This window comes from Pseudomonas sp. LG1D9, assembly GCF_002949995.1.
Classification (GTDB): domain Bacteria; phylum Pseudomonadota; class Gammaproteobacteria; order Pseudomonadales; family Pseudomonadaceae; genus Aquipseudomonas; species Aquipseudomonas proteolytica.
In genome coordinates this window covers 4,911,387-4,931,811 of record NZ_CP026881.1, presented here as the reverse complement: position 1 = coordinate 4,931,811, position 20,425 = coordinate 4,911,387, and the positions used below count along the sequence as shown (strand labels likewise).

17 protein-coding genes, 2 tRNA genes and 3 rRNA genes are annotated in these 20,425 nt (G+C 58.1%); 12 read left to right on the top strand and 10 right to left on the bottom strand.

Translation table 11 applies throughout. The annotated features are described in order from the left end of the window. Window positions 1–7: 7 nt before the first annotated feature. From rrf to C5F71_RS23085, 5 genes are all read right to left on the bottom strand, one after another. Window positions 8–123: ribosomal RNA gene (gene rrf, locus C5F71_RS23105) — 5S ribosomal RNA — on the bottom strand. A 150-nt stretch (window positions 124–273) separates the two neighbouring features. Then, a 23S ribosomal RNA gene (locus C5F71_RS23100) occupies window positions 274–3,167 on the bottom strand. A gap of 247 nt (window positions 3,168–3,414) precedes the next feature. Further along, window positions 3,415–3,490 (bottom strand) — tRNA-Ala (locus C5F71_RS23095). 30 nt (window positions 3,491–3,520) lie between these two features. Continuing rightward, a tRNA-Ile gene (locus C5F71_RS23090) sits at window positions 3,521–3,597 on the bottom strand. A gap of 82 nt (window positions 3,598–3,679) precedes the next feature. Beyond that, window positions 3,680–5,216 (bottom strand): 16S ribosomal RNA (locus C5F71_RS23085). Together the 16S, 23S and 5S rRNA genes with 2 tRNA genes alongside form the textbook arrangement of a ribosomal RNA operon. Before the next feature lie 628 nt (window positions 5,217–5,844). On the opposite strand from C5F71_RS23085, the gene rhtA reads away from it, so the two are divergent. After that, on the top strand, window positions 5,845–6,732 hold the full coding sequence (rhtA, locus tag C5F71_RS23075) for a threonine/homoserine exporter RhtA (protein ID WP_070996204.1): 888 nt from the start codon (window positions 5,845–5,847) through the stop codon (window positions 6,730–6,732). A gap of 169 nt (window positions 6,733–6,901) precedes the next feature. Next, window positions 6,902–7,183: a hypothetical protein gene (locus C5F71_RS23070; protein WP_029300660.1), complete on the top strand. Its 282-nt coding sequence runs from the start codon at window positions 6,902–6,904 to the stop codon at window positions 7,181–7,183. A gap of 4 nt (window positions 7,184–7,187) precedes the next feature. On the opposite strand, the gene C5F71_RS23065 is transcribed toward C5F71_RS23070, so the two are convergent. Next, the gene (locus C5F71_RS23065) at window positions 7,188–7,748 is read right to left on the bottom strand and encodes a TetR/AcrR family transcriptional regulator (protein WP_070996203.1); all 561 of its coding nucleotides are present in this window, start codon (window positions 7,746–7,748) and stop codon (window positions 7,188–7,190) included. Between the two features lie 90 nt (window positions 7,749–7,838). Between C5F71_RS23065 and C5F71_RS23060 the strand changes: the two genes are divergently transcribed. Both C5F71_RS23060 and C5F71_RS23055 read left to right on the top strand, forming a co-directional pair. Next, complete coding sequence (locus C5F71_RS23060) at window positions 7,839–8,570, top strand: SDR family oxidoreductase (RefSeq protein WP_092235356.1); 732 nt, start codon at window positions 7,839–7,841, stop codon at window positions 8,568–8,570. Between the two features lie 36 nt (window positions 8,571–8,606). Further along, the gene (locus C5F71_RS23055) at window positions 8,607–9,197 is read left to right on the top strand and encodes a 2-hydroxychromene-2-carboxylate isomerase (RefSeq protein ID WP_104912022.1); all 591 of its coding nucleotides are present in this window, start codon (window positions 8,607–8,609) and stop codon (window positions 9,195–9,197) included. A 45-nt stretch (window positions 9,198–9,242) separates the two neighbouring features. Here the strand turns inward: C5F71_RS23055 and C5F71_RS23050 are convergent, their stop codons facing one another. From C5F71_RS23050 to C5F71_RS23040, 3 genes are all read right to left on the bottom strand, one after another. Then, window positions 9,243–11,051, bottom strand: coding sequence for an aminopeptidase P family protein (locus C5F71_RS23050; RefSeq protein WP_104912021.1), 1,809 nt, complete (start codon window positions 11,049–11,051; stop codon window positions 9,243–9,245). Between the two features lie 37 nt (window positions 11,052–11,088). Further along, complete coding sequence (locus C5F71_RS23045; RefSeq protein WP_104912020.1) at window positions 11,089–12,249, bottom strand: cysteine desulfurase family protein; 1,161 nt, start codon at window positions 12,247–12,249, stop codon at window positions 11,089–11,091. 222 nt (window positions 12,250–12,471) lie between these two features. Then, window positions 12,472–12,741 carry a hypothetical protein gene (locus C5F71_RS23040; RefSeq protein ID WP_029300653.1) on the bottom strand — a complete coding sequence of 90 codons (270 nt, stop codon included), beginning with the start codon at window positions 12,739–12,741 and terminating at the stop codon, window positions 12,472–12,474. A gap of 254 nt (window positions 12,742–12,995) precedes the next feature. Here C5F71_RS23040 and ssuD point away from each other — a divergent pair, with 254 nt between their 5' ends. The 3 genes from ssuD to C5F71_RS23025 all read left to right on the top strand — a co-directional run bounded on the left by ssuD (window position 12,996) and on the right by C5F71_RS23025 (window position 16,505). Then, window positions 12,996–14,141 (top strand): FMNH2-dependent alkanesulfonate monooxygenase, encoded by a 1,146-nt coding sequence (gene ssuD, locus C5F71_RS23035; protein ID WP_104912019.1) that lies wholly within the window; start codon window positions 12,996–12,998, stop codon window positions 14,139–14,141. Window positions 14,142–14,205: 64 nt separating this feature from the next. Further along, the gene (locus tag C5F71_RS23030) at window positions 14,206–15,393 is read left to right on the top strand and encodes an acyl-CoA dehydrogenase family protein (RefSeq protein ID WP_104912018.1); all 1,188 of its coding nucleotides are present in this window, start codon (window positions 14,206–14,208) and stop codon (window positions 15,391–15,393) included. An 8-nt stretch (window positions 15,394–15,401) separates the two neighbouring features. Beyond that, window positions 15,402–16,505, top strand: a complete 1,104-nt coding sequence (locus tag C5F71_RS23025; RefSeq protein WP_070996199.1) for a sigma-54-dependent Fis family transcriptional regulator — start codon at window positions 15,402–15,404, stop codon at window positions 16,503–16,505. On the opposite strand, the gene C5F71_RS23020 is transcribed toward C5F71_RS23025, so the two are convergent. Further along, window positions 16,494–16,859 carry an antibiotic biosynthesis monooxygenase gene (locus C5F71_RS23020; RefSeq protein ID WP_029300646.1) on the bottom strand — a complete coding sequence of 122 codons (366 nt, stop codon included), beginning with the start codon at window positions 16,857–16,859 and terminating at the stop codon, window positions 16,494–16,496. The two genes, C5F71_RS23025 and C5F71_RS23020, sit on opposite strands and share 12 nt — an antisense overlap. A gap of 194 nt (window positions 16,860–17,053) precedes the next feature. Between C5F71_RS23020 and C5F71_RS23015 the strand changes: the two genes are divergently transcribed. The 5 genes from C5F71_RS23015 (at window position 17,054) to C5F71_RS22995 (ending at window position 20,422) form a co-directional block, all read left to right on the top strand. Then, window positions 17,054–17,509 carry a VOC family protein gene (locus C5F71_RS23015; protein ID WP_104912017.1) on the top strand — a complete coding sequence of 152 codons (456 nt, stop codon included), beginning with the start codon at window positions 17,054–17,056 and terminating at the stop codon, window positions 17,507–17,509. Window positions 17,510–17,776: 267 nt separating this feature from the next. Beyond that, complete coding sequence (locus C5F71_RS23010; RefSeq protein WP_104912016.1) at window positions 17,777–18,985, top strand: PepSY domain-containing protein; 1,209 nt, start codon at window positions 17,777–17,779, stop codon at window positions 18,983–18,985. Beyond that, a complete protein-coding gene (locus tag C5F71_RS23005; RefSeq protein ID WP_029300641.1) occupies window positions 18,985–19,524 on the top strand; it encodes a hypothetical protein in 540 nt (179 codons plus the stop codon). The genes C5F71_RS23010 and C5F71_RS23005 overlap by 1 nt, the downstream gene beginning before the upstream one ends. Further along, window positions 19,521–19,850 (top strand): hypothetical protein, encoded by a 330-nt coding sequence (locus tag C5F71_RS23000; RefSeq protein ID WP_029300639.1) that lies wholly within the window; start codon window positions 19,521–19,523, stop codon window positions 19,848–19,850. The genes C5F71_RS23005 and C5F71_RS23000 overlap by 4 nt, the downstream gene beginning before the upstream one ends. After that, on the top strand, window positions 19,847–20,422 hold the full coding sequence (locus tag C5F71_RS22995; protein WP_104912015.1) for a DUF6162 family protein: 576 nt from the start codon (window positions 19,847–19,849) through the stop codon (window positions 20,420–20,422). The genes C5F71_RS23000 and C5F71_RS22995 overlap by 4 nt, the downstream gene beginning before the upstream one ends. Window positions 20,423–20,425 lie beyond the last annotated feature (3 nt).

Genomic DNA, 20,425 nt, shown 5'->3' with positions numbered 1-20,425 from the left:
AATTTAATCTTGACGATGACCTACTCTCACATGGGGAAACCCCACACTACCATCGGCGATGCATCGTTTCACTGCTGAGTTCGGGATGGGATCAGGTGGTTCCAATGCTCTATGGTCGTCAAGAAATTCGGGTACTGAGTCGTGGCCAACTGGCCTCGCTTCAGCAAATTGGGTATGTAATAGAAGTCGGTGTTTGCAAGAGTCGAACTTTCGGTTCGTTTCGTCTTCACACACCGCAATCTGGCCTTTCGACGCAAATTGCTTGGGTGTTATATGGTCAAGCCTCACGGGCAATTAGTATTGGTTAGCTCAACGCCTCACAGCGCTTACACACCCAACCTATCAACGTCGTAGTCTTCGACGGCCCTTCAGGGAACTCAAGGTTCCAGTGAGATCTCATCTTGAGGCTAGTTTCCCGCTTAGATGCTTTCAGCGGTTATCTATTCCGAACATAGCTACCCGGCAATGCCACTGGCGTGACAACCGGAACACCAGAGGTTCGTCCACTCCGGTCCTCTCGTACTAGGAGCAGCCCCTCTCAAATCTCAAACGTCCACGGCAGATAGGGACCGAACTGTCTCACGACGTTCTAAACCCAGCTCGCGTACCACTTTAAATGGCGAACAGCCATACCCTTGGGACCGGCTTCAGCCCCAGGATGTGATGAGCCGACATCGAGGTGCCAAACACCGCCGTCGATATGAACTCTTGGGCGGTATCAGCCTGTTATCCCCGGAGTACCTTTTATCCGTTGAGCGATGGCCCTTCCATACAGAACCACCGGATCACTAAGACCTACTTTCGTACCTGCTCGACGTGTCTGTCTCGCAGTCAAGCGCGCTTTTGCCTTTATACTCTACGACCGATTTCCGACCGGTCTGAGCGCACCTTCGTACTCCTCCGTTACTCTTTAGGAGGAGACCGCCCCAGTCAAACTACCCACCATACACTGTCCTCGATCCGGATAACGGACCTGAGTTAGAACCTCAAAGTTGCCAGGGTGGTATTTCAAGGTTGGCTCCACGCAGACTGGCGTCCACGCTTCAAAGCCTCCCACCTATCCTACACAAGCAAATTCAAAGTCCAGTGCAAAGCTATAGTAAAGGTTCACGGGGTCTTTCCGTCTAGCCGCGGATACACTGCATCTTCACAGCGATTTCAATTTCACTGAGTCTCGGGTGGAGACAGCGCCGCCATCGTTACGCCATTCGTGCAGGTCGGAACTTACCCGACAAGGAATTTCGCTACCTTAGGACCGTTATAGTTACGGCCGCCGTTTACCGGGGCTTCGATCAAGAGCTTCGCGTTAGCTAACCCCATCAATTAACCTTCCGGCACCGGGCAGGCGTCACACCCTATACGTCCACTTTCGTGTTTGCAGAGTGCTGTGTTTTTAATAAACAGTCGCAGCGGCCTGGTATCTTCGACCGGCATGAGCTTACGGAGCAAGTCCTTCACCCTCACCGGCGCACCTTCTCCCGAAGTTACGGTGCCATTTTGCCTAGTTCCTTCACCCGAGTTCTCTCAAGCGCCTTGGTATTCTCTACCCAACCACCTGTGTCGGTTTGGGGTACGGTTCCTGGTTACCTGAAGCTTAGAAGCTTTTCTTGGAAGCATGGCATCAACCACTTCGTCACTCAAAGAGTAACTCGTCATCAGCTCTCGGCCTTAGAATCCCGGATTTACCTAAGATTCCAGCCTACCACCTTAAACTTGGACAACCAACGCCAAGCTGGCCTAGCCTTCTCCGTCCCTCCATCGCAATAACCAGAAGTACAGGAATATTAACCTGTTTTCCATCGACTACGCTTTTCAGCCTCGCCTTAGGGACCGACTAACCCTGCGTCGATTAACGTTGCGCAGGAAACCTTGGTCTTTCGGCGTGGGTGTTTTTCACACCCATTGTCGTTACTCATGTCAGCATTCGCACTTCTGATACCTCCAGCAAGCTTCTCAACTCACCTTCACAGGCTTACAGAACGCTCCTCTACCGCATCATCCGAAGATGATACCCGTAGCTTCGGTGTATGGTTTGAGCCCCGTTACATCTTCCGCGCAGGCCGACTCGACTAGTGAGCTATTACGCTTTCTTTAAAGGGTGGCTGCTTCTAAGCCAACCTCCTAGCTGTCTAAGCCTTCCCACATCGTTTCCCACTTAACCATAACTTTGGGACCTTAGCTGACGGTCTGGGTTGTTTCCCTTTTCACGACGGACGTTAGCACCCGCCGTGTGTCTCCCATGCTCGGCACTTGTAGGTATTCGGAGTTTGCATCGGTTTGGTAAGTCGGGATGACCCCCTAGCCGAAACAGTGCTCTACCCCCTACAGTGATACATGAGGCGCTACCTAAATAGCTTTCGAGGAGAACCAGCTATCTCCGAGCTTGATTAGCCTTTCACTCCGATCCACAGGTCATCCGCTAACTTTTCAACGGTAGTCGGTTCGGTCCTCCAGTTAGTGTTACCCAACCTTCAACCTGCCCATGGATAGATCGCCCGGTTTCGGGTCTATTCCCAGCGACTAGACGCCCTATTAAGACTCGCTTTCGCTACGCCTCCCCTATTCGGTTAAGCTCGCCACTGAAAATAAGTCGCTGACCCATTATACAAAAGGTACGCAGTCACCCAACAAAGTGGGCTCCCACTGCTTGTACGCATACGGTTTCAGGATCTATTTCACTCCCCTCTCCGGGGTTCTTTTCGCCTTTCCCTCACGGTACTAGTTCACTATCGGTCAGTCAGTAGTATTTAGCCTTGGAGGATGGTCCCCCCATATTCAGACAAAGTTTCTCGTGCTCCGTCCTACTCGATTTCATGACTAAGAGATTTTCGCGTACAGGGCTATCACCCACTATGGCCGCACTTTCCAGAGCGTTCCGCTAATCTCAAAGCCACTTAAGGGCTAGTCCCCGTTCGCTCGCCACTACTAAGGGAATCTCGGTTGATTTCTTTTCCTCAGGGTACTTAGATGTTTCAGTTCCCCTGGTTCGCCTCTTACGCCTATGTATTCAGCGTAAGATAACCATCTTATGATGGCTGGGTTCCCCCATTCAGACATCTCCGGATCAAAGTCTGTTTGCCGACTCCCCGAAGCTTTTCGCAGGCTACCACGTCTTTCATCGCCTCTGACTGCCAAGGCATCCACCGTATGCGCTTCTTCACTTGACCATATAACCCCAAGCAATCTGGTTATACTGTGAAGACGACATTCGCCGAAAATTCGAATTTCTCAACTAAGAGAACTCACAAATTTTACCTTAGCCTGATCCGTTACCAGTGAAAGTAACGTTCAGTCTATCTTTCTATCACATACCCAAATTTTTAAAGAACGAACTAGTCAAAGACTAGAAATCAACATTCACCATCACAACGATGGAATGCTCATTTCTAAGCTTTATACAAACAGAAGCAGTAGTGGTGGAGCCAAACGGGATCGAACCGTTGACCTCCTGCGTGCAAGGCAGGCGCTCTCCCAGCTGAGCTATGGCCCCGTATTTCTACAGGCGTTTCCCACACAAAATTGGTGGGTCTGGGCAGATTCGAACTGCCGACCTCACCCTTATCAGGGGTGCGCTCTAACCAACTGAGCTACAGACCCAATTTCGGGCTGCTTCTTTTCGTCTTCTTCAATGAATCAAGCAATTCGTGTGGGAACTTATGGAGCAGCTGATGTCGTCGATTAAGGAGGTGATCCAGCCGCAGGTTCCCCTACGGCTACCTTGTTACGACTTCACCCCAGTCATGAATCACACCGTGGTAACCGTCCTCCCGAAGGTTAGACTAGCTACTTCTGGTGCAACCCACTCCCATGGTGTGACGGGCGGTGTGTACAAGGCCCGGGAACGTATTCACCGCGACATTCTGATTCGCGATTACTAGCGATTCCGACTTCACGCAGTCGAGTTGCAGACTGCGATCCGGACTACGATCGGTTTTGTGGGATTAGCTCCACCTCGCGGCTTGGCAACCCTCTGTACCGACCATTGTAGCACGTGTGTAGCCCAGGCCGTAAGGGCCATGATGACTTGACGTCATCCCCACCTTCCTCCGGTTTGTCACCGGCAGTCTCCTTAGAGTGCCCACCATTACGTGCTGGTAACTAAGGACAAGGGTTGCGCTCGTTACGGGACTTAACCCAACATCTCACGACACGAGCTGACGACAGCCATGCAGCACCTGTCTCAATGTTCCCGAAGGCACCAATCTATCTCTAGAAAGTTCATTGGATGTCAAGGCCTGGTAAGGTTCTTCGCGTTGCTTCGAATTAAACCACATGCTCCACCGCTTGTGCGGGCCCCCGTCAATTCATTTGAGTTTTAACCTTGCGGCCGTACTCCCCAGGCGGTCAACTTAATGCGTTAGCTGCGCCACTAAGAGCTCAAGGCTCCCAACGGCTAGTTGACATCGTTTACGGCGTGGACTACCAGGGTATCTAATCCTGTTTGCTCCCCACGCTTTCGCACCTCAGTGTCAGTATCAGTCCAGGTGGTCGCCTTCGCCACTGGTGTTCCTTCCTATATCTACGCATTTCACCGCTACACAGGAAATTCCACCACCCTCTACCATACTCTAGTCAGTCAGTTTTGAATGCAGTTCCCAGGTTGAGCCCGGGGATTTCACATCCAACTTAACTAACCACCTACGCGCGCTTTACGCCCAGTAATTCCGATTAACGCTTGCACCCTCTGTATTACCGCGGCTGCTGGCACAGAGTTAGCCGGTGCTTATTCTGTCGGTAACGTCAAAATTGCAGAGTATTAATCTACAACCCTTCCTCCCAACTTAAAGTGCTTTACAATCCGAAGACCTTCTTCACACACGCGGCATGGCTGGATCAGGCTTTCGCCCATTGTCCAATATTCCCCACTGCTGCCTCCCGTAGGAGTCTGGACCGTGTCTCAGTTCCAGTGTGACTGATCATCCTCTCAGACCAGTTACGGATCGTCGCCTTGGTGAGCCATTACCCCACCAACTAGCTAATCCGACCTAGGCTCATCTGATAGCGCAAGGCCCGAAGGTCCCCTGCTTTCTCCCGTAGGACGTATGCGGTATTAGCGTCCGTTTCCGAACGTTATCCCCCACTACCAGGCAGATTCCTAGGCATTACTCACCCGTCCGCCGCTCTCAAGAGAAGCAAGCTTCTCTCTACCGCTCGACTTGCATGTGTTAGGCCTGCCGCCAGCGTTCAATCTGAGCCATGATCAAACTCTTCAGTTCAAACATCTTTGGGTTTTTAAGAAACCCTAAACTTGGCTCAGCAATCGTTGGTTACATCTTTGATTTCTCGCGGAGTAACTTGTGATGCTGATAATCTTGTTGACTATCAGTCTGACTCCACAAGCACCCACACGAATTGCTTGATTCAGTTGTTAAAGAGCGGTTGGCTAAGATCTTTCGTCTCAACCGAGGCGCGCATTCTACAGCAGCCTCATTTGCTGTCAAGTGGTTATTTTCAGAAGCTTTCGAGGTTTTCCTCAACAACTTCAACCACTTGCGCTTCCGATCTCTCGTCAGCGGGAGGCGAATTCTACAGCGTTACACGCTGCTGTCAACACCTCTTTTTCAACTTCCTTTTGGCTTCGATGAACTGAAGCAACTTGCTGTCGAATCTCGCATAACTCATTGTTTACCAAGGAGTTTTCCGTTTCGACTGCGCCGGAAGTGGGGCGAATTATAGACAGATATAATTCGCCGTCAACCGTTAATTTGGTTTTTCTATCGAAATACTCAAAGCCTCTTCGCTCTACAGATAGCACGCACAAATTTGAGCAATATATTGCCCATTCCGAACCAGTTGATCATCATAGTGGCTTCTGCCTTTATATGACCTGGACAAACACCCCCAATGACCACCTCATCCCGCAGCCTGGGCTCCGCACTTTTCCCTGTCGGCCTGCTGCTCATCGCCATGGCCTCGATCCAGTCAGGTGCGTCGCTGGCCAAAAGCATGTTCCCGATTGTCGGCGCCCAAGGCACCACTACGCTGCGCCTGGTTTTCGCCAGCATCATCATGCTGCTGTTGCTTCGTCCCTGGCGCGCAAAACTCACCGCCAAGTCACTGCGCACCGTCATCGTCTACGGGATGGCGCTTGGCGGCATGAACTTCCTCTTCTATATGTCATTACGCACTGTGCCATTGGGAATTGCAGTGGCCCTGGAGTTCACCGGGCCACTGGCCGTGGCCATCTATGCCTCGCGGCGCGCCGTTGACTTCCTGTGGATCGCCTTGGCCATCATCGGCCTACTGCTCTTGATACCGGTTGGTGAAGCCAGTCAAGGCATCGACTTGACCGGGGCGGCCTACGCTTTGGGGGCGGGTATCTGCTGGGCACTCTATATTCTGTTCGGGCAAAAAGCTGGCGCGGACAACGGCGTCCAAACAGCCGCACTTGGCGTAATGATCGCCGCACTGTTCGTGGCCCCTATCGGTATCGTCCATGCCGGTAGCGCCCTGCTGACACCCGCGCTGATTCCCATCGCTATTGGCGTGGCGATTCTTTCAACTGCCCTTCCCTATACCCTGGAGATGGTCGCTCTGACCCGACTGCCCGCACGCACCTTCGGTACCTTGATGAGTATCGAGCCCGCATTCGGCGCGCTTTCCGGTCTGTTTTTCCTTCAGGAATACCTGTCCCTGGCCCAATGGCTCGCGATCGCCTGCATTATCCTGGCTTCCGTGGGTGCAACGCTGACCATGCGCAGCCAGTCAAAGCCAATCGTCGCGGCAGATTGAGACAGGATTTAACGAAGCTCTGGCATTTGCCGCTCAATTAGGCCATGTTTAGGCCGTAACTCAGTGTCAGTCATGGAGATTTTCGAATAAGGACATCCACGAACGCTAGACTTGAGAGCGAGCAAAGCCAGCATCGGGCATTCCAACGGCGCGGCTATTAAGGATGGTAATGAAGCGAATTTTGATAGTGCTTGTCGTCATCGCCCTGGCGGGATGTGCCGCAACCACCAAGACCGAAGTCAAACGCGGAAAGAAAGGGCTGCATATCAACTGCTCTGGCCTGTCCTCCTCCTGGGATCAGTGCTACACCAGCGCAGCCAACTCGTGCGGCAAGAAGGGCTATCGGGTGATCGCCAAGTCCGGCGACAACACCGAAGAGCCAGGTGACTACCCTTTCGGTATCAACCCTGCCGGCTATACCAGCCGCAGCATGATCGTGCTCTGCAAGTAAGTAGTCATGGCTGGGCGATCCTCTGGCTGAGCTCTTTATAGCTCGATGAAAGCACCCGCGCCTGAACGTCCGGGTCAACCATCATTCTAGCCACCACCAGTGCCCCCACGCACTGGGACAACATCGCCCAGGCCAAGCTGTCACTCTCCAAAGTCCGTGCCCAGTTGGCCTGCAACCGACAAATCCACTCTTGCGCCTGCTGGCGTACAGCTATATCAGCACGAGCAATCTCCGCCCCCATGCTCGGCAATGCGCACCCGTCTTGCACCTGCTCCACGTGGGCCATGCTCAAATAGATCTTGAGGCAGCGGTCCAGGCGCTCTCGACTCTGCACCTCCCCTTCCCCCAAACGCGCAAGGCTTTGGCTCAACTCGTGCTCGACGATTGAGCTGAACAACGCGTCCTTGGAGGAAAAATGGCTATAGAACGCCCCTCCACTCAAGCCAATGGCCTTCATCAAACCATCCACGCCAACACTGGCAAACCCTTCTTTTTTAGCCAGGGCCGCGCTGCTCTGCAGGAGCTTATCTCTGGTTTGCTGCTTGTGACTGACTGAATAGCGCATCGCTTCTCCCCATGAATTCACCACCTTGACGCCTGCCGAAGCGTAGCATAACGTGCGTTTAGTTAACGACCGTTTACTAAAGGGCTTCCCATGACTGAAAATAAGAAAATCGTGCTGGTCGTCGGCGCAGGCGACGCTACAGGCGGCGCCATCGCCAAGCGTTTTGCCCGTGAAGGTTATGTGGCCTGCGTCACCCGACGCAGTGCCGACAAACTGCAGCCTCTGGTGGAGAGTATTCAAGCGGCCGGTGGCGAGGCCCACGGCTTTGCCTGTGATGCACGCAAGGAGGATGAGGTGATCGCGCTGATCGAGCAGATCGAAAGCGAACTGGGTCCGATTGAAGCCTTCGTGTTCAACATCGGCGCCAATGTGCCTTGCAGCATCCTCGAAGAAACCGCACGCAAATATTTCAAGATCTGGGAGATGGCCTGCTTCTCAGGCTTCCTGAATGCCCGGGAAGTGGCCAAGCGCATGGTGACCCGCCAGCGCGGGACTATCCTGTTTACCGGTGCCACAGCCGGGTTACGCGGCGCCGCCGGCTTCGCTGCCTTCGCCGGCGCCAAGCACGGCATTCGCGCCCTCGCTCAAAGCATGGCGCGCGAGCTTGGCCCGATGAACATCCATGTAGCCCACGTGGTAGTGGATGGCGCCATCGACACCGACTTCATCCGCGACAACTTCCCAACCAAATACGCACTCAAGGACCAGGATGGCATCCTTGATCCAGAGCATATCGCCGACAACTATTGGCACCTGCACAGCCAGCCACGGGACGCCTGGACCTTCGAACTGGACCTGCGCCCCTGGAACGAAACCTGGTAAGCACGCCTACATAACAATAAGCAGCGAGCATCCGACATGAACAAAACCCTGGAATTTTTCTTCGACCTCGGCAGCCCCACCACCTACCTGGCCTACACCCAACTGCCCGGTATCTGTGCTGAAACCGGCAGCCAACTGGTGTACCAGCCGATCCTGCTGGGCGGCATCTTCAAAGCCACCGGCAATGCCTCGCCCATCACCATTGCGGCCAAAGGCCGCTATCTGCTGCAAGACCTGGCACGCTACGCCAAGCGTTACGGTGTGCCCCTCAAGTTCAACCCGCACTTCCCCATCAACACCCTGACACTGATGCGCGCCGTTACCGGCATTCAACTACGCCAGCCAGAGCGTTTTATCGACTTCATCGACTGCCTGTTCCGAGCGTTATGGGTGGATGGACGCAACCTGGGGGATCCGGCAGTGGTAGCAGCGGTCTTGGCAGAACACGGCTTTGACCCTGCCCAGGTACTGGAACTGGCCCAGGATGAGGCAGTAAAGGACGCCCTCAAGCACAAGACCGAAGAAGCGATTGCCCGTGGCGTGTTTGGTGCGCCTAGCCTGTTTGTCGGTCAACAGCTGTTCTTCGGCCAGGATCGCCTGGATTTTGTCCGCGAAGCCTTGAGTTAACACCAGCATCCCGCTCGCAGGCCCAGACCTGCGAGCAGTCAGCCCTTATATCGCAGCCGTACGCACTTGCAACCACTCAAGCGCGGCGCCACTGAGCAACGGGCTCAAGCGTTGACGCACCTCAGCGTGGTAGTCGTTGAACCACTGCCGCTCCTCGATCGTCAACAATGACGGTACCAGGCAACGGGTATCGATCGGGCACAGAGTCAGGGTTTCGAACTTGAGGAACTCACCGAACTCGGTCTTACCCGCCTCCCGGTTCAACACCAGGTTCTCGATACGCACCCCCCAACGCCCCGGACGATAAGTGCCCGGTTCAATGGAAGTGATCATTCCCGGCTGCATCGCGGTTTGCGGCGCGGCCGCAGCCTGGTAGGCAATCACCTGCGGGCCTTCATGGACATTGAGAAAGTAGCCAACCCCGTGACCGGTGCCATGACCGTAATCCACACCTTCGGCCCAGATCGGCGCACGGGCGATGGCGTCCAGCAACGGAGAGAGAATGCCCTTGGGAAATTGCGCGCGCGACAAGGCAATCACGCCCTTGAGCACACGGGTGCAATCGCGCTTCTGCTCTTCGCTCGGCGTGCCAATTGGCACCATGCGCGTGATATCAGTGGTGCCGCCCAGGTACTGGCCACCTGAATCGATCAACAGCAGGCCATCACCCTCGATCACCGCGTGCTCTTCTTCCGTGGCGTGGTAATGGGGCATCGCGCCATTGCCGTTGAACGCGGCGATGGTATTGAAACTCAGCGACACATAATCGGGGCGCCGGGTTCGTGCGGCAGTCAGGTGTTCATCGATCGTCAGCTCAGTGATGCGCTCGCGCCCCAGTGCAGAGTCCAGCCAGGCGAAAAACTCGCACAAGGCCGCGCCATCCTGTTCCATCGCCCGGCGAATATGCTCGGCATCCGCCAGGCTTTTGCGGGACTTGGCCAGCGTGGTCGGGTTGAGCCCTTCCACCAGCTTGACGCCACTGCCCAGGTTATCCAGCAACCCGGCAGTCACGCGTGCTGGATCCACCTGCAGGCTGGCACCGTCCGGCACTTCAGCCAGGGCCGCCGCCACTTCACTGTAGTCACGCAGTGTCACGCCATCCTGTTCCAGCACCCCACGCAACGAGGCATCGACCTTGCCGAGGGCAACAAATAGCGTTGCCTGCTGCTGGTTGATCAGGGCGAACGACACAAACACCGGGTTGAACGAAACATCTGCACCGCGCAGGTTGAACAGCCAGGCAATGTCATCCAGGGTGGCAATGAAATGCCAATCCGCGCCTTTGTCCTTCAGGCTGGCGCGCAGTGCCGCGAGCTTTTCCCCTCGGCTGACGGTGGCCTGGGGCGGCAGGTGCTGGTGGATCGGCTGGTTTGGCAGCTCCGGACGGTCAGTCCAGACCTCACTCAACAAATCGATATCAGTACGCAGGCGAGCGCCACGCTCCGCCAACTTGCTGCCCAGGGTGCGGGCCGATGCAACGGCCATCACCGCGCCGTCCACTGCAACTACCCCACCTTCAGGAGTGTTCTCACCCAGCCATTCCAACGGGCCGGGCTGCCCCGGTTGCAGCTTCACCAACTCAATACCGCTGCCGCCCAGCTCCTTGCTCGCCTGCTCCCAGTAACGGCTGTCAGCCCAGACACCGGCAAAATCAGCGGTGACGATCAGCGTGCCTACCGACCCATGAAACCCCGACAACCACTGCCGCCCCTGCCAGTAACCCGGCAGGTATTCGGACAGGTGCGGATCGGCCGATGGCACCAGCAGGGCATCGATGCCCTCGCGCTGCATCAACTCGCGGGTATGCGCCAGGCGCTGGGGAACCGTTCCATGGGTCAAAGGCTGCGTACTCATCTTGTCTCCTGCTAACCACTAATAATTTTTATATGTTTCAAACCGCCCAGAAGGCCGGTGCGCTGGCCAGCGAGCTCTTGATCAATTGCACCGCCTGATCGATATCCTGCTCGGTGGTAAAGCGCCCCAAGCTCAGGCGAATGGTGCGACCGGCGCTGCGCGCATCATGTCCCAGGGCAAGCAGAACATGGGACGGCGCATTGCTTGCCGAATTACAGGCAGAGGTCGCCGAAAACGCGATACCGGCGCTCAAGGCCGCCGAATTGAACTCACCCTCGCTGAACGTCAGGCTCAAGGTGTGGGGAATACGCTGGGTGGCACTGCCGTTCAGGCGCACGCCGGGGATAGCCAGCACTTGCTCCAGCAGACGCTGGCGCAGGGCGACAATCCCCGCCGACTCTTCAGCAAAAAATTGCCCGGCCAACGCAAAGGCACTGCCCATGCCTGCAATCTGGTGGGTCGCCAGGGTACCCGAGCGCAGCCCACCTTCATGACCACCCCCGTGGATCTGTGCGGTGACGTTCTGCTGCGCCCGCGGCCCGACATACAACGCACCGATGCCTTTGGGGCCATACAGCTTGTGTGCAGAAAACGACATAAGGTCGACCGACCAGCGCGCCAGGTCGATCTCGACCTTGCCCGCCCCTTGCGCCGCATCCACATGCAGCAGTGCGCCATGCTCACGCACTCGCGCGCCAATGGCCGGGATGTCGTTGAGCGTACCCAGTTCGTTGTTGACCAGCATCAACGACACCAGGAACGTGTCTTCACGCAGTGCCTGGCTGACCGCCTCGGCGGTGATCAGGCCATCGGCGTCCGGCACCAGGTAGGTCACGGCAACCCCGGCCTCCTGCAATTGGCGCGCGGTGTCCAGCGTCGCCTTATGCTCGATCTGGCTGGTGACGATATGACCACCGGCCACGCTCCGCGCCTGGGCCACGCCCTTGAGCGCCAGGTTGTTGGATTCGGTGGCGCCCGAGGTCCAGACGATCTGTTCGGGCTGGGCGCCGACCAGCTCCGCCACCTGCCGACGCGCCTGCTCGACCGTGTGCCGGGCCTGTTGGCCAAACGCATGGGAGCTGGATGCGGGGTTACCGAAATTGGCATTGAAACCCAGGCACTCGACCATGACCTGGATGACCCGCTCATCCACCGGTGTGGTGGCGGCGTAGTCGAAATACAAAGGACGTTTATTCATGACGTTTAAAGACCCGCAGAGCATGTTCCCGAGATCAGCGTCCCAGGGGCAGCGACCAGTACAGAGATCGTCAGGTTAACCCGATCGGATGCCGTTAAAGAATTGAAAAGTGCGTAGGAACGCTCCTGAAATTGAGCTTAACAGGCTCGATGAAAAGGATGGAAAACAAAAAGCCCGAAGTTCCTGCGAAGAACTTCGGGCTCGGGACCACCGCCAACGCTTTTAGCTGGGACGGTCATGCAACATCACGTTGCGCTCTGCATTCATTTCACCCTGGCGATCAAAGCCAAAAGGTGTCTGTGGCTGGGCAGACAGCTCGGCTTTCTTCTGTTGATATTCGTCAAACGACAAGCCACGGCGGTTAAGCCCTTCCATCGCCAATTGCCTGGCCTCCTCGGCGGTGTAGGGGCGCAACTCGGGTGCCGGAGGGGAGGCACAACCGGCAAGCAAAGAGGCAACCAGCAACAAGGCAACAGTGAGGTAGTGGTTCATGGCGAAGGTCCTGCGAATCGGGCGTCAAGGCAATGAACACAGGCTACTCCCACGCCTTTGCAGGGAAAAATCATCCGCTGTGATAGTCGCTATCAGCCAATCCGACATATTCCTTATGGATCTATAAATAGAGAAATACGTTCGTTTACGGAATAAACCAGACGTTCTATAACGGTCCCCCAACGCCGCAACTGTTGTTTCCACAACTGTTGGCCGGGCAACACTCTCTGTTGAACATCGCTCAAGGACTTGTCATGGATGTTTTCTGGTTTCTTCCGACCCATGGCGACGGCCATTTCCTGGGGACTACCCAGGGTGCGCGCCCAGTCACCCTCAACTATCTGAAGCAAGTAGCCCAGGCCGCCGATAACCTCGGCTACCACGGCGTGCTGATTCCCACCGGCCGCTCCTGCGAAGACTCCTGGGTGATTGCCTCGGCACTAGTGCCCTTGACCGAACGCCTGCGCTACCTGGTGGCAATCCGCCCGGGGATCATCTCGCCCACCGTGTCCGCGCGCATGGCCGCCACCCTCGACCGCCTGTCCAACGGCCGCCTGCTGATCAACGTGGTGACCGGCGGCGATCCCGATGAAAACCGCGGTGACGGCAGCTTCCTCGACCACAGTGAACGTTATGAGGTGACCGATGAATTCCTCAAGATCTGGCGTCGAGTATTGCAAGGCGAGTCCGTCGACTTTGAAGGTAAACACCTGAAGGTGCAGAACGCCAAGGCCCTCTATCCGCCGGTTCAGAAACCTTACCCACCGCTATACTTCGGCGGCTCGTCCGATGCGGCCCACGACCTCGCCGCCGAACAGGTCGACGTGTACCTGACCTGGGGCGAATCGCCCGCAGCCGTCGCCGAGAAACTCGCCGATGTACGCGAACGTGCGGCGCGCCATGGTCGCACCGTCAAGTTCGGCATCCGCCTGCATGTGATTGTGCGCGAAACCGAAGACGAAGCCTGGCAGGCAGCAGCCAAGTTGATCGAACACATCAGCGACGAGACCATCGCCGCCGCGCAAAAATCCTTCTCGCGCTTTGACTCCGAAGGCCAGCGCCGCATGGCCGCCCTGCACGATGGGCGGCGCGACAACCTGGAAATCGCCCCCAACCTGTGGGCCGGCGTCGGCCTGGTACGCGGAGGCGCCGGCACCGCGCTGGTAGGCAACCCACAACAAGTGGCCGAGCGGATCAAGGAATACGCCGACCTGGGCATCGAGAGCTTCATCTTCTCCGGCTACCCGCACCTGGAAGAAGCCTATCGCTTTGCCGAGCTGGTATTCCCGCTGCTGCCCGAACCCTACGCCAGCCTGGCCGGACGCGGCATCACCAACCTTACCGGGCCGTTCGGCGAAATGATCGCCAACGATGTGCTGCCTGCCACCGCAAAAGCCTGACCCACCTTTGTAGGAGCCGGCATGCCGGTGCCTACAGCGCATGTGATTTTTTCTGGAGCACCGCGTGCCAGCCAAACCCCATAGCGTCCTGCCATCCCCTTTGCAAACCGCCAAGCTGCTGGCCGCCGAGTTCGCCCTCAGCGCCGTAGAGCGTGACGAGCGCGGCGGCACGCCCAAGGCCGAGCGCGATGCCCTGCGCCACAGTGGCCTGCTGGCACTGAGCATTCCCACCCAGTACGGCGGCCTTGGCGCACGTTGGAGCGAAACCCTGGAGGTCGTGCGCGAGTTCGCCAAGGTCGACAGCTCCATCGCCCACGTGTTCGGCTTCCATCATCTGATGCTGGCCACCGTGCGCCTGTTTTCCCGCCCGGAGCAATGGCAGCCCTGGTTCGAACAGACCGCCCGCAAGCACTGGTTCTGGGGCAATGCCCTCAACCCCCTGGATACGCGCACGGTGGTCAAGGACTTTGGCGGCTGGCGCGAATTCTCCGGAAAAAAGAGCTTCTGCTCCGGCGCCAGCGACTCACAGATGCTGATCGCCTCGGCAGTCGACGAAAGCGCCGGCGGCAAGCTGCTGATCGCCGCCATCCCCAGCGCACGCAGCGGCATCACCGTGCACAACGACTGGAACAGTATCGGCCAACGCCAGACCGACAGCGGCAGCACCAGCTTCGAGCGCGTCAGGGTCGAAGAGTCGGAACTGTTGCTGGACCCCGGCCCCCTGAGCACGCCGTTTGCCTGCCTGCGTCCGCTGATTGCCCAACTGACGTTCACCCAAATGTTCCTCGGCATTGCCGAAGGCGCGTTTGAGGAAGCGCGTGGCTACACCCTCGCCGAAACACGGCCCTGGCATAAATCCAGCGTCCAGGATGTGCGTCAGGACCCTTATGTGCTCAGCCACTACGGCGAATTCTGGGTCGCACTCGAAGGCGTGCGCCTACTGGTACAACGGGCCGCCGAGCTGCTGGACCAGGCCTGGGCCAAGGGCCCTGCCTTGAGCGAACACGAGCGTGGGCAACTGGCGATTGCCATCGCCACGGCCAAGGTCGCCGCCACCCGCAACGGCCTGGAGCTGTGCAGCCGCCTGTTTGAGGTCACCGGCGCCCGCTCCACCCACGCCTCGCTGCGCCTGGACCGCCACTGGCGCAACCTGCGCACCCAAAGCCTGCACGACCCGGTGGACTACAAACTCCACGAATTGGGCGACTGGGCCTTGAACCAGTCCCTGCCGACGCCAACGTTCTATTCCTAGAGGTGCCCATGCAGCTTTTGACCCTACCGCCCTCGCCCGCCCTCGCCACGTCGATTCGCGCCACCGCGCAAGTCTTCGAAGACCCCAAGTCCCAGGCCCTGCTCGCGCATATCCAGCAAGTGGCACCCAGCGAAGCCAGCGTGCTGATCATCGGCGAAACCGGCACCGGTAAAGAACTGGTGGCCCGCCACATCCACAACCTCAGCGCCCGGCGCAACCGGCCCTTCGTGGCGGTCAATTGTGGGGCCTTTTCCGAATCCCTGGTGGAAGCGGAGTTATTCGGCCATGAAAAAGGCGCGTTCACTGGCGCCCTCAGCGCCAAGGCCGGCTGGTTCGAAGAGGCCGACGGCGGCACCTTGTTCCTCGATGAGATCGGTGATCTGCCCATGGCCATCCAGGTCAAGCTGCTGCGCGTCCTGCAGGAGCGCGAAGTGGTGCGCCTGGGCTCACGCAAGAGCATTGCCATTGACGTGCGGGTACTGGCGGCGACCAATGTGCAACTGGAAAAGGCCATCAACGCCGGGCATTTCCGTGAGGACCTGTATTACCGCCTGGACGTGGTCAGCCTGGAACTAAGCCCGTTGCGCGAACGCCCCGGCGACATCCTGCCCCTGACCCGCCACTTTATCGACGCCTACAGCCAGCGCCTGGGCTACGGCCCCATCACCATCAGCCCCGAGGCCGAGCAAAAGCTCAGGAGCTACAGTTGGCCGGGCAATATCCGCGAGTTGGAAAACGTCATTCATCACACCTTGCTGATTTGCCGCAACGGTGTGATCGAGCGCGACGACCTGCGCCTCTCGAATATGCGTATCGAGCGCCAGGACGACAGCCAGCACGGGGTCGACAATAGTGCCGAAGCCTTATTGGAGCGGGCCTTCCAGAAGCTGTTTGACGAACAGGCCGGCGCACTCCATGAGAAGGTCGAAGACGCGCTGCTACGCGCCGCCTACCGTTTCAGCCACTACAACCAGGTGCACACCGCCAACCTGCTGGGCCTGAGCCGCAATGTCACGCGCACACGCCTGATCAAGATCGGCGAACTGGCGGTCAACAAGCGCCGCCCCGGGGAAAACCTACAAGGCGAACGCATGTTGCATCTATCGATATAAGTTGCACGCCAGTGCATTGTCGGCGCTGCGCTCGATACTGCGCAGCACTTGGAATGAACCGAAGGTCACGGCCGTAGCCTGGTGGGCGCAAATCAAGGTCCAGAAGTCCCCGCCCTCGCACTCCAGGCGATTGAACGCCGCATCGCCATCTTCGCGGGTCTGCCATTGCAGGTAGTTGAGCACGCGCCGTCCATCATCACTGACCTGCACACTGGCACTCAAAAAACCCTCATGGCCTTGGGCCAGGCGCTCGGTCTGCTCAGACAGCGCCGACACCAGGGCGGACTGCTGGCGAGGCTCGATCTGAAACTCGATTAATTGGGTAAACCCATGACTTTTCGCGCAAGTCTGCATGACAAATCCCCTTTAGTTGTAGGTGCCATGCAGGGTAAGACCTCTAGTTAAGTCAAGGTCAAGCCTCTGTTCGAGAAAATGTTCAGGACGCCGTTACAGCACGGTCGTCGGCTGCCAGGAGGCGACGAAAAACTTGGCCTATAGTGAGGAAACCGGAAAAACCGGGCCCCTGAACAACCATCAAGGAGAGCGAAATGAGCGTCAAACCTATCCCCGAGGGCTATCACAGCATCACGCCCTACTTGGGTATCGACAAGGCCGCTGAAGCCATCGAGTTCTACAAGAAGGCCTTCGGTGCCACCGTTGTCATGCGCCTGGACATGCCCGATGGCAAGGTCGGCCATGCCGAGCTGCGCATTGGCGACTCGCCGATCATGCTGGCGTCACCTTGTGCCGAAACGCCGCTTGGCACCCCTGGAGAGCATCCTGCCAGTGTTGGCTTGCACCTCTATGTGGCGGACGTCGACGCGCAGTACAAACAAGCGATCGCGGCCGGCGGTACAGGCATTTGCGAACCCGAGGATCGGTTCTACGGTGATCGCTCGGGCACAGTGAAAGATCCCTTCGGGCATGTCTGGTTCCTTGCCACCCATACCGAAGAATTGACCGAGGAACAGATCCGCCAGCGCGCCAAGGAGCTGTTCGCCTAACCCCAATCACCTGTAGGAGCCGGCTTGCCGGCGAAAAACCCGAGAGCAATAGCAACAGGTAACCCGCGTAATCGTTGGAGATTTTCGCTGGCGAGCCAGGGCCTACAGGTGTTTGTTGCGCATTGGAAACATTTGCTTTCATTTCCGCCTTAGGGTTTTGCGATTCTCATCCGTCTTAACTTAGATACAGCCCGTCGCGTAAGCAAAAGCTACGACCGGCCTTTCCCGGGCCTTTTCTGCCCCCCTCCGATCAAGACCCTCCTAGACATGTCGAAGAAGTCACGCTCCAAACTCTGGTTTCTCGTACACAGCTGGCTGGCATTGCCCATCTGGTTCTTCGTACTGATCGTCTGCGTCACCGGGACCCTGGCGGTGGTCAGCCAGGAAATCGTGTGGCTGGCCAACCCGGAAATGCGCGCCAGCAAGCCGTCGGACGATGCCGAACTGCTCACTTACGACCAAATCCTGGCTGCGATCAAGCAGGCCGAGCCCAAGGCCATTGTCGAGTCCATCGTCCGTCCGGACGAGTCGCACTTTGCCCTCGACGTCGACATCAGCTACCCCGATGGCCGCTCCGTGGCGGTCTACGTCAACCCGTATACGGGAGTCATCCAGGGCATCAGCCCATCGTTCAACTTCCGCCAGTTCACCCGCGCCCTGCATGGCTGGTGGCTGGTGCCGTTCACCAATGGCTTCAGTTGGGGCTGGTACCTGGTGTCATTCCTCGGGTTGCCGATGCTCGCGTCGCTGGTCACTGGCCTGGTGGTGTACAAGCGGTTCTGGAAAGGTTTCTTCAAGCCCACCCTGCGTTTCAAGCACGGCGCGCGGATTTTCTGGGGGGATTTCCACCGTCTGAGCGGCATCTGGTCGATCTGGTTTATCGCAGTGATCTCCATCACCGGCACCTGGTTCTTGATCCAGGCGATTCTCTCGGACAACCAGATCACCATCTCCAGCGAGGCCGTCGTGCCGGTGATCGCCCGGGACAAAGTGCCGTTGTCGGCGCCTGGCGTACCGCCACCGACGATCGCGCTGGACGATGCCATCAACATCGCCAGCCAGCGCATCCCGGGGTTCGACGTCAGCTTCGTCGGCCTGCCGAGCAATGCCTACAGCCACCTGAGTATCGGCGGCCGTGGCTGGTACCCGCTGATGTTCCAGACCGCCGATATCAACCCCTACAACGGTGAAATTGCCGCCACACACCTGCTGTCCGACCGCTCGGGCCTGGAGTTCGTCACCGAGTCCATGCGCCCGTTGCACACCGGCGACTTTGGCGGGATCTGGATCAAGCTGGTCTGGTTCTTCTTCGGCCTGTTGCTGAGCATGATGGTGCTCAGCGGTCTGTTGATCTGGAGCAAGCGCACCGCCCTGGCTACGCTGCACGCTCTCAAGCGCAGCAGCAAGGCTACGCGCAACCCTGCGCCAGCCAACCCCATCGGCGCCCTGCAGGCTGAAACTTCGGAGGGCAAGTAATGAGCAAGGCCACCACCGTACAAGCGCCCTCGCCGCTGCGCGCCTTCTGGCTCAAATGGCGGTTCCACATCAATATCCTGTTGTTGCTGGTACCCCTGGGCTTTATGCCCAAGTACTTTGCCGACGCCGCGCTGTTTCGCGGCGACGCCGGCCTGGGCGAGCGCGAGATAGGCGAGGTGCAGGTCGGCCCATGGAGCATCACCCTGGCTGAGCTACGCAATGAAGCGCCCCGCCCCAATCCGGCCGGGCCGATGAAATCCTTCAATGCCGCCCTGTGCGCCACCTGTGGCGATCAGGTCAAGGCCACTTACCTGCGCATCGGCAAACCCCGCAGCCTGCGGGCCGCCGGAGTGATTTTCTTCGGTACCCCGTACCGCATGGGCGCCGCCCTGCCAATCCCCGAACGCACCCCGCCCGACGCCGAACTGTGGATCACCATGGAAGGCTGGGACGGCAGCATGCAACAGGCTTCCATTCCCTTGAGTCAGGCTTCGCCTGCCACTGTCGCCTGGTTGAACAAGCAAGGAGTCAAACCATGAACCTACTGCGCCTGACCCGCACCTGCGCCGTGCTGGCCCTCAGCCTGGGTGCGAGCAACTACGCCCTGGCCCACAACCCGATGTGCGAATGCAAGGAAATCCCCGGCGAGCAGATCCAGTGCACTGGCGGCTTCTCCGATGGCAGCGGCGCGCCTGGCGTGACCCTGGATGTGATCGGCTACGACGAAACCATCCTGGTGCCCGGCAAGCTGGGGGCCGACTCGACGTTGACCTTCAAGAAACCTGCCAGCGAGTTCTACGTGCTGTTTGACGCCGGTCCCGGCCACGTTGTCGAGATCGACCAAGCGGATATCCAGGCACCATGACCCGCGTGAGCCCAGGCAACACCCAGGTTGTCCGGCCGGCCGGTGCCGGCCACGAGACCCTCTACGTCCTGTTGCTGTGCCTGATCATCCTGGCCGTCGCCGGCACCGTGGTGTCGCTGCATGGCGAAACCCAGGAAGTCGCGGCTGTGCCCAGCCACCAACTGGACGCCCGTCGCGACTTGAGCGCCGCCGAGCAAGGCATCTACGCCGACCTGCGGGTGACCCTGGATGAAATCCAGTTGCTGGCGCAGGAACAAAGCGCGCTGCCGACGCCCGCACAACTGGCCGAAGAAGGCTTCGCGCCCTTCGCCCAGGACGCCAGTTCGGTCAGCCGCGGTGACCACCGCTGGCAGTTGTTGGCGCCTTCTGCGTACCTGGGCTTGAGCCAGGCCAATGACACCAGCGGTTCACTGCTGATGCGCGTGAACGGTAGCGAGCCGGATATCTGGCTCAACCGCAGCGCCAATCTGGCTGCCCCCACCGACCTGAGCGACCAGGGGCTGATCGCCGCTGGCTGGCAGCAGGTCGTTGCGCAATTCGACGCTGGCGTCACCCGCCAGCATCGCCACTGAATT

What these genes read in the sequence shown, in the direction of transcription:
- C5F71_RS23010 (WP_104912016.1), top strand. Translation starts at nt 17,777, where the DNA reads ATGTCGAAGAAGTCACGCTCCAAACTCTGGTTTCTCGTACACAGCTGG.
- C5F71_RS23020 (WP_029300646.1), bottom strand. Translation starts at nt 16,859, where the DNA reads ATGCAGACTTGCGCGAAAAGTCATGGGTTTACCCAATTAATCGAGTTT.
- C5F71_RS23025 (WP_070996199.1), top strand. Translation starts at nt 15,402, where the DNA reads ATGCAGCTTTTGACCCTACCGCCCTCGCCCGCCCTCGCCACGTCGATT.
- C5F71_RS23070 (WP_029300660.1), top strand. Translation starts at nt 6,902, where the DNA reads ATGAAGCGAATTTTGATAGTGCTTGTCGTCATCGCCCTGGCGGGATGT.
- ssuD (WP_104912019.1), top strand. Translation starts at nt 12,996, where the DNA reads ATGGATGTTTTCTGGTTTCTTCCGACCCATGGCGACGGCCATTTCCTG.
- C5F71_RS23065 (WP_070996203.1), bottom strand. Translation starts at nt 7,748, where the DNA reads ATGCGCTATTCAGTCAGTCACAAGCAGCAAACCAGAGATAAGCTCCTG.
- C5F71_RS22995 (WP_104912015.1), top strand. Translation starts at nt 19,847, where the DNA reads ATGACCCGCGTGAGCCCAGGCAACACCCAGGTTGTCCGGCCGGCCGGT.
- C5F71_RS23060 (WP_092235356.1), top strand. Translation starts at nt 7,839, where the DNA reads ATGACTGAAAATAAGAAAATCGTGCTGGTCGTCGGCGCAGGCGACGCT.
- C5F71_RS23005 (WP_029300641.1), top strand. Translation starts at nt 18,985, where the DNA reads ATGAGCAAGGCCACCACCGTACAAGCGCCCTCGCCGCTGCGCGCCTTC.
- C5F71_RS23050 (WP_104912021.1), bottom strand. Translation starts at nt 11,051, where the DNA reads ATGAGTACGCAGCCTTTGACCCATGGAACGGTTCCCCAGCGCCTGGCG.
- C5F71_RS23040 (WP_029300653.1), bottom strand. Translation starts at nt 12,741, where the DNA reads ATGAACCACTACCTCACTGTTGCCTTGTTGCTGGTTGCCTCTTTGCTT.
- C5F71_RS23000 (WP_029300639.1), top strand. Translation starts at nt 19,521, where the DNA reads ATGAACCTACTGCGCCTGACCCGCACCTGCGCCGTGCTGGCCCTCAGC.
- C5F71_RS23045 (WP_104912020.1), bottom strand. Translation starts at nt 12,249, where the DNA reads ATGAATAAACGTCCTTTGTATTTCGACTACGCCGCCACCACACCGGTG.
- C5F71_RS23055 (WP_104912022.1), top strand. Translation starts at nt 8,607, where the DNA reads ATGAACAAAACCCTGGAATTTTTCTTCGACCTCGGCAGCCCCACCACC.
- rhtA (WP_070996204.1), top strand. Translation starts at nt 5,845, where the DNA reads ATGACCACCTCATCCCGCAGCCTGGGCTCCGCACTTTTCCCTGTCGGC.
- C5F71_RS23015 (WP_104912017.1), top strand. Translation starts at nt 17,054, where the DNA reads ATGAGCGTCAAACCTATCCCCGAGGGCTATCACAGCATCACGCCCTAC.